The organism is Stenotrophomonas sp. Marseille-Q5258 (assembly GCF_946900935.1).
GTDB classification, from domain to species: Bacteria; Pseudomonadota; Gammaproteobacteria; order Xanthomonadales; family Xanthomonadaceae; genus Stenotrophomonas; species Stenotrophomonas nematodicola.
Genome location: NZ_CAMPPN010000003.1, coordinates 159,711 through 172,769, shown reverse-complemented (window position 1 = coordinate 172,769; position 13,059 = coordinate 159,711). Strand labels below are relative to the sequence as shown.

The 13,059-nt window shown below is 67.8% G+C and carries 13 protein-coding genes; 4 read left to right on the top strand and 9 right to left on the bottom strand.

All coding sequences use genetic code 11. The features are described from left to right. Window positions 1-22 precede the first annotated feature (22 nt). The 6 genes from OC534_RS03050 to dapB all read right to left on the bottom strand — a co-directional run bounded on the left by OC534_RS03050 (window position 23) and on the right by dapB (window position 7,466). On the bottom strand, window positions 23-943 hold the full coding sequence (locus OC534_RS03050; RefSeq protein ID WP_017356338.1) for a hypothetical protein: 921 nt from the start codon (window positions 941-943) through the stop codon (window positions 23-25). Between the two features lie 6 nt (window positions 944-949). Next, window positions 950-1,414, bottom strand: coding sequence for a transcription elongation factor GreA (gene greA, locus OC534_RS03045; protein WP_026070814.1), 465 nt, complete (start codon window positions 1,412-1,414; stop codon window positions 950-952). 8 nt (window positions 1,415-1,422) lie between these two features. Then, window positions 1,423-4,665 carry a carbamoyl-phosphate synthase large subunit gene (gene carB, locus OC534_RS03040; RefSeq protein WP_017356340.1) on the bottom strand — a complete coding sequence of 1,081 codons (3,243 nt, stop codon included), beginning with the start codon at window positions 4,663-4,665 and terminating at the stop codon, window positions 1,423-1,425. Window positions 4,666-4,719: 54 nt separating this feature from the next. Then, window positions 4,720-5,298, bottom strand: coding sequence for a hypothetical protein (locus OC534_RS03035; protein ID WP_026070815.1), 579 nt, complete (start codon window positions 5,296-5,298; stop codon window positions 4,720-4,722). 72 nt (window positions 5,299-5,370) lie between these two features. Then, window positions 5,371-6,501 carry a glutamine-hydrolyzing carbamoyl-phosphate synthase small subunit gene (gene carA, locus OC534_RS03030; RefSeq protein WP_017356342.1) on the bottom strand — a complete coding sequence of 377 codons (1,131 nt, stop codon included), beginning with the start codon at window positions 6,499-6,501 and terminating at the stop codon, window positions 5,371-5,373. A 224-nt stretch (window positions 6,502-6,725) separates the two neighbouring features. Next, window positions 6,726-7,466 (bottom strand): 4-hydroxy-tetrahydrodipicolinate reductase, encoded by a 741-nt coding sequence (gene dapB / locus OC534_RS03025; RefSeq protein WP_026070816.1) that lies wholly within the window; start codon window positions 7,464-7,466, stop codon window positions 6,726-6,728. A 116-nt stretch (window positions 7,467-7,582) separates the two neighbouring features. On the opposite strand from dapB, the gene OC534_RS03020 reads away from it, so the two are divergent. From OC534_RS03020 to OC534_RS03010, 3 genes are read left to right on the top strand one after another with little or no spacing between them, the layout of a single operon-like run. Further along, window positions 7,583-8,344: a 3-oxoacyl-ACP reductase gene (locus tag OC534_RS03020; RefSeq protein ID WP_017356344.1), complete on the top strand. Its 762-nt coding sequence runs from the start codon at window positions 7,583-7,585 to the stop codon at window positions 8,342-8,344. Between the two features lie 2 nt (window positions 8,345-8,346). Continuing rightward, the gene (locus OC534_RS03015; protein WP_136004006.1) at window positions 8,347-8,748 is read left to right on the top strand and encodes a MerR family transcriptional regulator; all 402 of its coding nucleotides are present in this window, start codon (window positions 8,347-8,349) and stop codon (window positions 8,746-8,748) included. A 53-nt stretch (window positions 8,749-8,801) separates the two neighbouring features. After that, window positions 8,802-9,383, top strand: a complete 582-nt coding sequence (locus OC534_RS03010) for an NAD(P)H-dependent oxidoreductase (protein ID WP_017356346.1) — start codon at window positions 8,802-8,804, stop codon at window positions 9,381-9,383. A 396-nt stretch (window positions 9,384-9,779) separates the two neighbouring features. Here OC534_RS03010 and OC534_RS03005 read toward each other — a convergent pair whose 3' ends face one another. From OC534_RS03005 to OC534_RS02995, 3 genes are read right to left on the bottom strand one after another with little or no spacing between them, the layout of a single operon-like run. Then, window positions 9,780-10,031 carry a DUF6587 family protein gene (locus tag OC534_RS03005; protein ID WP_017357245.1) on the bottom strand — a complete coding sequence of 84 codons (252 nt, stop codon included), beginning with the start codon at window positions 10,029-10,031 and terminating at the stop codon, window positions 9,780-9,782. Then, window positions 10,031-11,890, bottom strand: a complete 1,860-nt coding sequence (gene feoB, locus OC534_RS03000) for a ferrous iron transport protein B (protein WP_136004003.1) — start codon at window positions 11,888-11,890, stop codon at window positions 10,031-10,033. The genes OC534_RS03005 and feoB overlap by 1 nt, the downstream gene beginning before the upstream one ends. Further along, on the bottom strand, window positions 11,887-12,141 hold the full coding sequence (locus OC534_RS02995) for a FeoA family protein (protein WP_017357247.1): 255 nt from the start codon (window positions 12,139-12,141) through the stop codon (window positions 11,887-11,889). Before OC534_RS02995 ends, feoB begins: the two co-directional genes overlap by 4 nt. 120 nt (window positions 12,142-12,261) lie before the next feature. Here OC534_RS02995 and OC534_RS02990 point away from each other — a divergent pair, with 120 nt between their 5' ends. Continuing rightward, window positions 12,262-13,050 (top strand): enoyl-CoA hydratase-related protein, encoded by a 789-nt coding sequence (locus OC534_RS02990; protein WP_262071351.1) that lies wholly within the window; start codon window positions 12,262-12,264, stop codon window positions 13,048-13,050. Window positions 13,051-13,059 lie beyond the last annotated feature (9 nt).

The following is a 13,059-nucleotide window of genomic DNA, read 5'->3' as shown; positions in this document are numbered from 1 at the left end:
TCGAAGAACGAACGGAAAGGGGTCACGCGTCGTGCAGTTGCAGCGGCTTCTTCCAGAAGCGCCAACGCTGGCCCTTCTCCAGCTCAAACCGCATGCCGTCTTCGAAATCCAGGACCAGGCGTCGCAGTTCGCCCCGTTGCAGCGCCGACAACAGCGGGCGGATCGCGTCGTTGCCGAGCTGGTCGAGCGAGCGCAGTTGCCGCAGATCGACCAGCGCATCCACCTGCTGATCGCCATCGGCCTGCACGCCGGCCGCCTTGGCCAGTGCCTGCAGAAGCGCCTCACGGCTGCGCACCTGGGCATGCGCGGTATGCACGGACTGCGGCGGCTCGCCGCCGCCCCAGAACCACAGTGAATTGATGGCGCGCTTGCCCGCCGCAACCCGATGCTGGTTCCAGTCGTGCTGATGCAGCACCACCTGCGCCTCGGTCAGCAGCGCACGCCAGCGGCGGCCTGCATCGCCTTCGGGCAGGTGGGCGAACAGATCATCGCCCAGCACGTCGTCGGGCGCGGCAAACGCGGGCAGCAGGGTGCCCGGCGGCAGGCGCAGATACCAGCGCGACGGCACCGGCGCGTCCAGCACGAAGCCGAACCCGGCAAACAGCGGCTGCAGTGCCGGCAGCAGATGCGCGACATCCTCGGCGTCGGGGCGCAGCGTATCGCCGTGCCCCATCATCCGTGCGCCGTGCATGTCGGGCACCACATTGGCCGGATCGGCGCGCAGCCAGACACCGTCGGCGGCATCGCCGACGTCGAACTGGCGGGTCAGCGCGGCCACGGGCCACTGCGCCGGCTGCAGTTGAAAATGCCGCTGCAGCTGGGCACGCTCACCTGGCTCGACGCTGTTGCGTTCGGCCCGTCCCAATGCCCTGGCCACGTCCTCGGGAAGCGGCGTGGCAGGGAACCGGCTGCGCGCGGGCAGCAGCAGCGTGGCCGTGGCCATCGTCGGTCAGTCCAGGTACTGGACGCTGACGATTTCGTACTCGCGCTGGCCGGCAGGTGCATCGATGGTGACCGCATCGCCCTCCAGCTTGCCGATCAGGGCGCGCGCCAGCGGCGAGGAGATCGCGATCAGGCCCAGCTTGATGTCGGCCTCCAGATCGCCAACGATCTGATAACGCTTCTCTTCATCACTCTCGACATCGGCCAGCTCCACCGTGGCGCCGAACACGACCTTGCTGCCGGCGTTGAGCTTGGTGATGTCGATGATCTCGGCGTGCGACAGCTCACCTTCCAGCTGCTTGATGCGGCCTTCGATGAAGCCCTGCTCCTCGCGCGCGGCGTGATACTCGGCGTTCTCCTTCAGATCGCCGTGCTCACGCGCTTCTGCGATGGCAGCGATGACCTTGGGGCGCTTGACCGACTTCAGGTGGTCAAGCTCCTCGCGCAGACGCTGCGCGCCCTTCAGGGTGATCGGTGCTCTCATGCGTTCAACTCCTTGTGCAGTTCCTGCAGCGACCAGACAGGGCCGGTGCCGCGGAATTCCAGTGAATGCACCAGCGCCTTGGCGCCGGCAATGGTGGTCGAATAGGTCACGCGGTGCTGCAGCGCTTCGCGACGGATCGAGAACGAGTCATTGATCGCCGCGCGACCTTCGGTCGTGTTGACGATATACACGATCTCGCCGTTCTTGATCGAATCGACGATGTGCGGGCGACCTTCGACCACCTTGTTGACGATCTCGCAGTCCATGCCGTGCTGCTGCAGCCACGCCGCGGTGCCACGGGTGGCCACCAGGCTGTAGCCACGCTCCAGCAGGGCCTGTGCGACCGGCAGGACGCGCTTCTTGTCCGGATCGCGGACCGAGACGAAGGCCTTGCCCAGCGGCGGTGCCTTGATGCCACCGGCTTCCTGCGCGCGCGCGAAGGCGGCGCTGAAGCTGCGGCCCACGCCCATCACCTCACCGGTGGAGCGCATCTCCGGCCCGAGGATCGGGTCGACCCCCTGGAACTTGGCGAACGGGAAGATCGCTTCCTTGACCGAGTAGTAGTCCGGCACGATTTCCTTGGTCGCGCCCTGCTCGGCCAGGGTCTTGCCGGCCATGCAGCGGGCGGCGATCTTGGCCAGCGCCATGCCGGTGGCCTTGGACACGAACGGCACGGTGCGCGAGGCACGCGGGTTCACTTCCAGCAGGTAGACGATGTCATTGCCATCGTCGCCGACCTGGATGGCGAACTGGGTGTTCATCAGGCCGACCACGTTCAGGGCCTTGGCCAGCTCGACCACCTGACGGCGCAGCTCGGCCTGGGTCTCGGCCGACAGCGAGTACGGCGGCAGCGAGCAGGACGAGTCACCCGAATGCACACCGGCTTCCTCGATGTGCTCCATCACGCCGCCGATCAGCACGTTGCCGTCCTTGTCGGCAATGATGTCCACATCCACTTCCACGGCGTTGTCGAGGAAACGATCCAGCAGCACCGGCGAGTCGTTGGACACCTTGACCGCATCGCGCACGTAGCGCGCCAGGTCGGATTCGCCGTACACGATTTCCATCGCGCGGCCGCCCAGCACGTAGCTCGGGCGCACCACCAGCGGGTAGCCGATCTCACGGGCCAGCAGCAGGGCTTCCTGGTCGTTGCGCGCGATGCGGTTCGGCGGCTGCTTCAGGCCGAGCGAGTCGACCAGCTGCTGGAAACGCTCGCGGTCTTCGGCGAGGTCGATCGAGTCCGGCGAGGTGCCGATCACCGGCACACCGTTGGCTTCCAGCGCGCGTGCCAGCTTCAGCGGGGTCTGGCCGCCGTACTGCACGATCACGCCCTTGGGCTGTTCCAGCTCGACGATTTCCAGCACGTCTTCCAGCGTCAGCGGCTCGAAGTACAGGCGGTCGGAGGTGTCGTAGTCGGTGGAGACGGTTTCCGGGTTGCAGTTGACCATGATGGTTTCAAAGCCATCATCGCGCAGCGCCAGTGCCGCATGCACGCAGCAGTAGTCGAACTCGATGCCCTGGCCGATGCGGTTCGGACCGCCGCCCAGAATCATGATCTTGTCGCGATTGCTCGGCGCCGCTTCGCACTCGTCCTCGTAGGTCGAGTACAGGTAGGCAGTGCTGGTGGCGAACTCGGCGGCGCAGGAGTCCACGCGCTTGTACACCGGGCGCACCTTGTGGGCGCGGCGCAGCGCGCGCACGGCGGCTTCGTTGGTGCCGGTCAGCTCGGCCAGGCGGGCATCGGAGAAGCCGGCGCGCTTGAGCGTGCGCAGACGGGCGGCGTCCAGCGCGTCGATGCCATCGGCGGCGAGCTGGATTTCGGCCTGGATGATCTCTTCGATCTGATCCAGGAACCACGGGTCGATGTGCGACAGCGCGAAGACGTCCTCGACGCTGAAACCGGCACGGAACGCGTCACCGACGAAGAACAGGCGCTCCGGGCCCGGAGCCTTCAGTTCGCGCTTGAGCGTGGTGATGTCGTCTTCATTGGCCAGGTCCAGGCCGGTCGGGTCCAGGCCGATCTTGCCGGTTTCCAGGCCACGCAGCGCCTTCTGCAGGGATTCCTGGAAGGTGCGGCCCATCGCCATCACCTCGCCCACCGACTTCATCTGGGTGGTCAGACGGGCGTCGGCGGCCGGGAACTTCTCGAACGCGAAGCGCGGGATCTTGGTGACGACGTAATCGATGGACGGCTCGAACGAGGCCGGGGTGAGCCCGCCGGTGATTTCGTTGCGGAGTTCATCCAGGGTGTAACCCACGGCCAGCTTGGCAGCGACCTTGGCGATCGGGAAGCCGGTGGCCTTGGAGGCCAGCGCCGAGGAACGCGACACGCGCGGGTTCATTTCGATCACCACCACGCGGCCGGTGGTCGGGCTGATGCCGAACTGCACGTTCGAGCCGCCGGTGTCCACGCCGATCTTGCGCAGCACGGCGATGGAGGCATCGCGCAGGCGCTGGTATTCCTTGTCGGTCAAGGTCTGCGCCGGGGCCACGGTGATCGAGTCGCCGGTGTGCACGCCCATCGGATCGAGATTTTCGATCGAGCAGACGATGATGCAGTTGTCGGCGGTGTCACGCACCACCTCCATCTCGAATTCCTTCCAGCCCAGCACCGATTCCTCGACCAGCACCTCGGTGGTCGGCGACAGTTCCAGACCGCGGGTGACGATGTCGACCAGCTCTTCGCGGTTGTAGGCGATGCCGCCACCGCTGCCACCCAGGGTGAAGCTCGGGCGGATGATGGTCGGGTAGCCGACGCGGGTCTGGATCTCGATCGCTTCTTCCAGCGTGTGAGCGACGGCCGCCTTCGGGCATTCCAGGCCGATTTCCCCCATCGCCACGCGGAACAGCTCGCGGTCTTCGGCCATGCGGATCGCGTCGCGCTTGGCGCCGATCAGTTCGACGTTGTACTTCTCCAGCACGCCATTGTCGGCCAGGTCCAGCGCGCAGTTCAGCGCGGTCTGGCCGCCCATCGTCGGCAGCAGCGCGTCGGGCTTTTCCTTGGCGATGATCTTTTCGACCGTCTGCCAGTTGATCGGCTCGATGTAGACGGCGTCGGCCATCTCCGGGTCGGTCATGATCGTGGCCGGATTGCTGTTGACCAGCACCACGCGGTACCCCTCGTCGCGCAGCGCCTTGCAGGCCTGCGCGCCGGAGTAGTCGAACTCGCAGGCCTGGCCGATGACGATCGGGCCGGCACCGATGATGAGGATGGTTTTAAGGTCAGTGCGCTTGGGCATTGTCTTCTCTAAGTCAGTACAGCGTGGCGGGGGAAACTGATCGCACGCTGTCGATCAAGTAGCTTGGGGACTGCTGACACCGCAGTCTGACTGGAACCGTTGATGCATTTGCTGTGTTCGCCTGAAATTGAACGCGGGCTGGCCAGAGAGCGCCCTGACGAAGGCCATGAACGGCACCGACGACATGAACGCCTCGGCCTCGGCGCGGAACTCCGGCGCCGGCAGCGGCGCCTGGCTGTCGTCGCCGAACTCCAGCTTGGCCTGCATGTTCGCCGCGAACGCGGCCATGAACGCAGCGCCGGCCGGGGTGGCGGCGAAATCCAGCCAGGACTGCACCTGCTCGGCGGTCATCCGCTCGACCAGGCGCTCGCGCATCACCTCGTCCAGAGTGGCGTTGAGCACCCGCGCCGCGCAGGCGCGCTGCGGGCCGTCCAATGCACTCAGGCCGGGATCTTCGGCGATCAGGCCATCGGCGATCAGGGTGAGCGACCGCTGCCACCCAACCTGCGCGACCATCCGGTCAACCCGCTGCGCCTGGCCGCTGTCCTGCGCCATCGCCGGGGCCATGACCAGCGCGGACAGCAGCGCGGCACGGCCCAGCACGACAACGAGGGATTTACGCGGCTTCAGCATGTCACTCCAGGCTTCATCGGTTTCCGGCAGTCGGGATGGGCCGCAGCCCTGCTGCGTCTGCCAGGCGGGACATCAGGCCTTGGCCTGCGCCATCAGGGTCACGAAACGGTCGAACAGCGGAGCGACGTCGTGCGGCCCCGGCGACGCTTCGGGATGGCCCTGGAACGAGAACGCCGGCACGTCGGTGCGCGCGATGCCCTGGTTGGTGCCATCGAACAGCGACCGGTGGGTGACGCGCAGGGTGGCCGGCAGCGAGGCCTCATCCACCGCAAACCCGTGGTTCTGCGAGGTGATCATCACCCGGCCGTCGTCCAGGTCCTGCACCGGGTGGTTGGCACCGTGGTGGCCGTGGCCCATCTTGATGGTCTTGGCGCCGGACGCCAGCGCCAGCAGCTGGTGGCCAAGGCAGATGCCGAACACCGGCACCTTTTTGTCCAGGAACACCTTGATCGCCTCGATCGCGTAGTCGCACGGTTCCGGGTCGCCCGGGCCGTTGGACAGGAACACGCCATCGGGATTCATCGCCAGCACCTCGGCGGCCGGGGTCTGCGCCGGCACCACGGTGATGTCGCAGCCGCGTTCGGCCAGCATGCGCAGGATGTTGAGCTTGGCGCCGAAGTCGTACGCCACCACCTTGTACTGGGGGGCCGCGCTGGCGAACGTGTTGGAATCCAGGTCGAGCTGGCCCTCGTTCCAGCTGTAGGCCTTGCTGGTGCTGGTCACCTTGGCCAGGTCCATGCCCTTCAGGCCCGGGAACTTGCGTGCCGCTTCCAGCGCCACGTCCACGTTGATGTCGTCGCCGGCCATCAGCGCACCGTTCTGGGCGCCGCGCTCGCGCAGGATGCGCGTCAGCTTGCGCGTATCGATGCCGGAGATCGCCACCACGCCACGCTGCAGCAGCCAGTCCTGCAGCGATACCTGGCTGCGCCAGTTGCTCGGGCGGCGCGGCACGTCGCGCACGATCAGACCGGCCGACCACACCTTGTGGGCTTCGTCGTCCTGGTCGGTCATGCCGGTGTTGCCGATATGCGGGTAGGTCAGCGTGACCATCTGCCGGGCGTAGGAGGGATCAGTCAGCACTTCCTGGTAACCGGTCATGGCGGTGTTGAACACCACCTCACCGACGGACAGGCCGGGCGCGCCTACGGATTCGCCCTCGAATACGGTGCCGTCTTCGAGGACGAGGATTGCGGCTTGGGTCACGGGAATCTCACTTTGGCTACCGAGGGGTCACCGAAGTCACGCCACGCTTCACGGAAAAGCGGTTGCAAAAAAGCGCGGACTGCGGTGCGGGACCGGTCCGGCTGTCGTGATTCGGCGAGCGGGAATTGTAAAGGCAAGCACCCGGCGACGCCAGCGTTTGCTTGCAATCGCTGACGTACGGGCACGCACGGCCACCCCCGGGTTCAGGGTGGCAAGCGCCCTGTTCAGCCTGCCGGACCCGGCGGGGGGCCGTCGAGCAGGTCGCGGACCCGATAGCTGCCGGGGGCACGCCCATTCAGCTGGGTCGCGGCAAACAGTGCGCCGCGCGCGAAGATGTCGCGGTTGGTGGCGCGGTGGATGAGCTCGATGCGCTCGCCCAGCCCGGTGAACTGCACCAGGTGCTCGCCCACGATGTCGCCGGCGCGCAGGCTGGCGTAGCGCGGCTGCGCCCCGCCCTTGCGTGCGGCCTCGCCCAGGGTCAGCGCCGTACCGGACGGCGCATCCTGCTTGTGGACATGGTGGGACTCGACGATGTCGCACTCCCACCCCGACAGGGCAGCGGCGGCCCGTTCCACCAGCTCGTCCAGCACGGCCACGCCCAAGCTGAAGTTGGAGGCCCACACCAGCGGAATGCGGCTGGCGGCGGCAATCAGCGCCTGGCGTTGCGATTCGCTGATGCCGGTGGTGCCCGAGACCAGGCCGGCGTTGCGCTCCACGCACAGCGCCAGGACCGGATCGAAGCCGTCCGGCAGGCTGAAGTCGATTGCCACGTCGAACGGCGGTGCACCGGACAGCTCGGCGCTGGCGAAGTGCGGCACGCCGTCGACAACGCGCTGCGCCGGCGCACGGCCGGTCACAGCCGCAACGACCTGCAGATGGGAAGTGCCGGCTGCCAGCCGGAGCAGGGTCTGGCCCATCCGCCCGGAGGCACCGTGGACGAGCAAACGAAGGGGGGAAGTGGTCATCCCTGCAGGCTAGCGGGTGGCGGCAAGCCTGCACAAGGGGAAACAGCGTCACTGCACCGCCCGGAGCGCCCTCGCCGCTTGCTACGCTGTGGCCCGGTTTCTTCAGGCAGCCTGCCATGCAGCTTTCGCATCACCTCGTCCTGGTCACCGGCGGCGCCCGTGGCCTGGGGGAGCACCTGGTCCGCGCGTTCGCCCGTGAGGGCGCACAGGTCATCATCAACTACCTGCACAGCGCCGATGCCGCCGAGTCCCTGGCCGGCGAACTGGGGGCCAATGCGCTGGCCGTGCGCGCCGATGTGACCGATCGCGCGGAGGTCAACGCCCTGATCGCTGCGGCGCGCCATCACTTTGGACGCGAGGTCAGCTGCGTGGTCAACAATGCCCTGGCCGCGTTCTCGTTCAATGGCGACGCCCGCGCCCCGGCCGACAGCATCGACTGGCAGGCCTTCAGTGCGCAGTTCGACGGCAGCGTGCGCGGTGCGCTCAACACGGTGCAGGCGACCCTGCCCGGCATGCGTGCACAGGGCTTCGGCCGGATCATCAACATCGGCACCAACCTGTTCCAGAACCCGGTGGTGCCCTACCACGATTACACCGCTGCCAAGGCCGCGCTGCTGTCACTCACCCGCACCCTGGCCGGGGACCTCGGCCCGCACGGCATCACCGTCAACATGCTGTCCGGCGGCCTGCTGCGCACCACCGATGCCAGCGCGGCCACGCCCGCGGCGGTGTTCGACTACATCGCCGCCAACACCCCGCTGCGCAGCGTGACCACCCCGGCCGAGTTCGCCGACGCAGCGCTGTTCTTCGCCTCGCCGTGGGCGCGCGCGATCACCGGCCAGAACCTGGTGGTGGACGGCGGACTGGTGCGCGACTGACCGTGCGCATCTCCGATATCGCCCGGCGCAGCGGCGCCAGCCAGAAAGCCATCCGCCTGTACGAAGCACGGGGCCTGCTCGCCCCGGTGCCACGCATCAACCGCTACCGGGACTACAGCGAGCAGGACCTCACCCTGGTGCTGCTGATCCGCCAGGCACAGGCGCTGGGCTTCCGGCTGGCCGAGGTCGTCGCTGTGCGCCGGCCCGATGGCAGCTTCGACGGTGATCGCCTGCAGGCGCTGCTGGCCCAGCGGCAGCAGGCGGTACGCGGCGACATTGCGCGGCTGCAGCAGCTGGACGCTGCGCTGACCGTCCTGCGCGGCGACATCGCAGCGCTGGTCGCGCAGGGTGACGCCGGCGTACTGGACGCGTGCATCTCGGCGGGCGCCTGCGCCACGGCTTGACTCTGCCCCACGGGGCAGACCGTAGCCTGCGCCCTTCTTCTTCGAGCGTCCCCATGTCCAGATCGATCGTCATACTCCTTGGCCACCCCGATCACGACAGCCTGTGCGGCGGCCTGGCCGAGCGCTACCAGCAGGCCGCCCTCGCCGCAGGCCATCGCGTGCAGCTGTTCCGCCTGGGCGATATCGATTTCGACCCGGTGCTGCGGCATGGCTACCGGCAGATCCAGCCGCTGGAGCCGGGACTGCAGCAGATCAACGACGCCATCGCACAGTGCGAGCACCTGGTACTGGTCTACCCCACTTGGTGGGGTGGCATGCCGGCCCTGCTCAAAGGCTATTTCGACCGTGCGTTCCTGCCCGGGTACGCCTTCCGCTACCGCACGGACTCGGTGTGGTGGGACCGCCTGCTGAGCGGCCGCAGCGCGCGGGCGATCATCACGATGGACACCCCGCCCTGGTACTACCGCTGGGTGTACCGGATGCCCGGCCACCAGCAACTGAGGCGGACCATCCTGGACTTCTGCGGAATCCGGCCGGTGCGGATCAGCAGTTTCGGCCCGGTGCGCAGCGCCGACACCCGGACGCGCGCGCGGTGGCTGGCCACCGTGGAGCGCTTGGGCGCACAGGCGCGCTGAGCGACCTGACGCAGGCCCGTAGAGCCGGGCTCTGCCCCGCTGCCTTTCGTTGGGTATCCCACGATCTGACGCAAGCCGGGTAGAACCCGGCTCTACAAGGCTGCGCTTTGCCTGGGTGTCCCACGATCTGACCCAAACCCGTAGAGCCGGGCTCTGCCCGGCTGCCTTTCGTTGGGTGTCCCACGATCTGACCCAAACCCGTAGAGCCGGGCTCTGCCCGGCTGCCTTTCGTTGGATGTCCCACGATCTGACGCAAACCCGTAGAGCCGGGCTCTGCCCGGCTGCCTTTCGTTGGGTGTCCCACGATCTGACGCAAGCCGGGTATAACCCGGCTCTACAAGGCTGCGCTTTGTCTGGGCGTCACGCGATCTGACGCACGCCGGGTAAAACCTGGCGCTACCGCTTCGGCGGGGTTGGGCCGCAGCTGTCGCAACCGCCGCACGCGCCACCGCCGCCACTGGCGGGCGGGGCGATCTTCCTGCCCAGCGCCTGCAATGCGGCGCTGCGGTCGGGCTTGAGCAGCGCCAGCGCCAGGACGCCGCGCACCTTGCGCACGGTGCCCGGAAACTGCTTTTTCAGCACCACCCAGGCACTGAACAGGACGATCAGGGCGACCACCACGTACTGCAGGAACAGACCGGCGCTCATCAGCCGCCTCCCAGCGCCACGGTGAGCTGATAGGTGACCAGCGCGGCCAGGTAGGCCGCCGCGAACAGGTAGAAGGTGGCGAAACCGACCTGCTTCCACGAGTTGGTTTCACGCTTGATCGTGGCAAGCGTCGAGATGCACATCGGCGCATAGATGAACCACACCAGCAGCGACAGACCGGTCGCCAGCGACCAGCCATGCGCCACCACCGGGGTCAGCGCCTGGATCGCGGCATCATCGTCGGGCGCGGACAGCGCGTAGATGGTTGCCAGCGACGACACCGCCACTTCCCGCGCGCCCATGCCCGGGATCAGCGCGATGCAGATCTGCCAGTTGAAGCCCAGCGGCGCGAAGAACACTGCCATCGCGTGGCCGATCTGGCCGGCGTAGCTGTAATCGATCGCCGGCATGGTCGCGTTCTCCGGCGCCCCCGGGAACGACAGCAGCACCCACAGCAGAATGGTCAGCGACAGAATGATGCCGCCCACGCGCTTGAGGAAGATCATGCCGCGCTCGTACAGGCCCACCGCCAGATCGCGCGGGTGCGGGATGCGGTAGGACGGCAGTTCCAGCATCAGCGGGTGCTCGCTCTTGTCGCGGCGCCACTTCTTCATCACCCATGACATCGCCAGCGCACTGAGGATGCCGGCCACATACAGACCGAACAGCACCAGCCCCTGCTGGCTGACGAAGCCCCACAGGGTTCTGGCGGGAATGAACGCGCCGATCAGCAGCGCATACACCGGCAGCCGCGCCGAGCAGGTCATCAGCGGTGCCACCAGGATGGTGGCCAGGCGGTCGCGCGGGTCCTGGATGCTGCGCGTGGCCATGATGCCCGGCACCGCGCACGCGAAGCTGGACAGCAGCGGGATGAACGACCGCCCGGACAGGCCGGCCGAGGCCATCATCCGGTCCAGCAGGAAGGCGGCACGAGGCAGATAGCCGGATTCTTCCAGCGCCAGGATGAAGGCGAACAGGATCAGGATCTGCGGCAGGAACACCACCACCCCGCCCACGCCGGCAATGATGCCGTCGGTGAGCAGGCTGGTCAGCGGCCCTTCGGGCAGTACCGCACCAACGGTTTCGCCCAGCCAGCCGAAGCCGGCCTCGATGCCGTCCATCAGCGGCGTGGCCCAGGCGAACACCGCCTGGAAGATCAGGAACATCACCACCACCAGCGTAAGCAGCCCGAACACCGGGTGCAGCAGCCAGCGGTCCAGCGCGTCGTCGATCTTCGCGGTGCGGGTCGGCATGCTCACGGCCGCGGCCAGGATGGCGCGGACGCGGGTGTGGTAATCCTCGCGGGTGTCAGGCGCCGCCACCGGTGCCTGCAGGTGCGGCACCATCGCGTCGAGGCGCTCGACCAGCGCGTGGGCGCCGTTGCGGCGCACCGCCACGGTTTCCACCACCGGCACGCCCAGCGCCTGTTCCAGCGCGGCAACGTCGATCCTGATGCCGCGACGCTCGGCCGCATCGACCATGTTCAGCGCCACGATCATCGGCTTGCCCAGCTCGCGCAGTTCCAGCGCGAAGCGCAGGTGCAGGCGCAGGTTGGTGGCGTCGATCACGCATAGCAGCACGTCCGGCGCCGCCTCGCCGGGATAGAAGCCCCGGCACAGGTCGCGGGTGATCGCCTCGTCCAGGCTCGCCGGCTGCAGGCTGTAGGCGCCCGGCAGGTCGAGCACGGCGAACTCGCGGCCGGACGGCGCACGCAGGCGCCCTTCCTTGCGTTCCACGGTGACGCCGGTGTAGTTGGCAACCTTCTGGCGGCTGCCGGTGAGCTGGTTGAACAGCGCGGTCTTGCCACTGTTGGGGTTGCCCACCAGCGCCACGCGCAGCGGAAGGGCCGCGGCGCTCATGCCGGGGCTCCGGCGACGACCGCGGTCACCTGGATGCGCCGGGCCTCACTGCGGCGCAGGGCGAAGCGGGTGAACCCGACCTGCACCAGCAGCGGCTCGCCGCCGACCGGACCACGGGCTACCAGACGCACATCTTCTCCCGTCACAAACCCCAGCTCCTGGAGCCGGCGGGCGATGGCATCGTTTGCATGCAGTTCCTGCACGGATTCCACCAGGGCGGAGCTGTGCAGAGGCAGATCGGACAGCGTCACAGAGCGCCTTCTGGTTGATAGGAATGGTTATCAATTCTAGCATCGCCGCGTCGCGTCATGGCCCGTGACCAATGGCCCGCTATGATCTGTACATGTATGGAGTAATCGCAGGCCCCCTCGATGAGTGATGCACTACGGATAGAACGCAGCGGGTCGGTCCTGACCCTGTGGCTGAACCGCCCCGCCCTCCACAACGCCTTCGACGCGGCCCTGATCGCCCAGTTGACCGCCGCGCTGGAGGCCGCCGGCCGCGACGCCCAGGTCCGCGCGGTGGTGTTGGCGGGCCAGGGCGCCTCGTTCTCGGCCGGCGCGGACATGCAGTGGATGCGTGGCATGGCGGCGGCGAGCGAGGAGGACAACCGCCAGGATTCGCTGGCGCTCGCGCGTCTGATGCGCACCCTGGACGAGCTCCCCCGCCCGACCATCGCCCGCGTGCACGGCGCCGCGTTCGGCGGCGGGGTGGGCCTGGTGGCCTGCTGCGATATCGCCATCGCCAGCACCAGCGCGCGCTTCGGGCTGACCGAAAGCCGGCTCGGCCTGCTGCCGGCGGTCATTTCCCCGTACGTGATCGACGCCATCGGCCCACGCCAGGCGCGCCGCTGGTTTGCCACCGGCGAGCATTTCGATGCCGAGACCGCCCTGCGCATCGGCCTGGTACACCAGCTGATCGACCCTGAACGCATCGACGAAGCCGTGCAGCGCCAGCTCAGTCTGCTCGACAAGGCCGGCCCGATCGCCTCGTCCTCGGCCAAGGACCTGGTCCGCCGGGTGTCGGTGGGCCGCGACCGCGACGCTCTCGACCGCGACAATGCCGCGCTGATCGCCCGCCTGCGGGTATCGGCCGAGGGCCAGGAGGGCCTGGGCGCCTTCCTGGACAAGCGCGCCCCCCATTGGGTTACCCAGGACTGAGAACGCCAC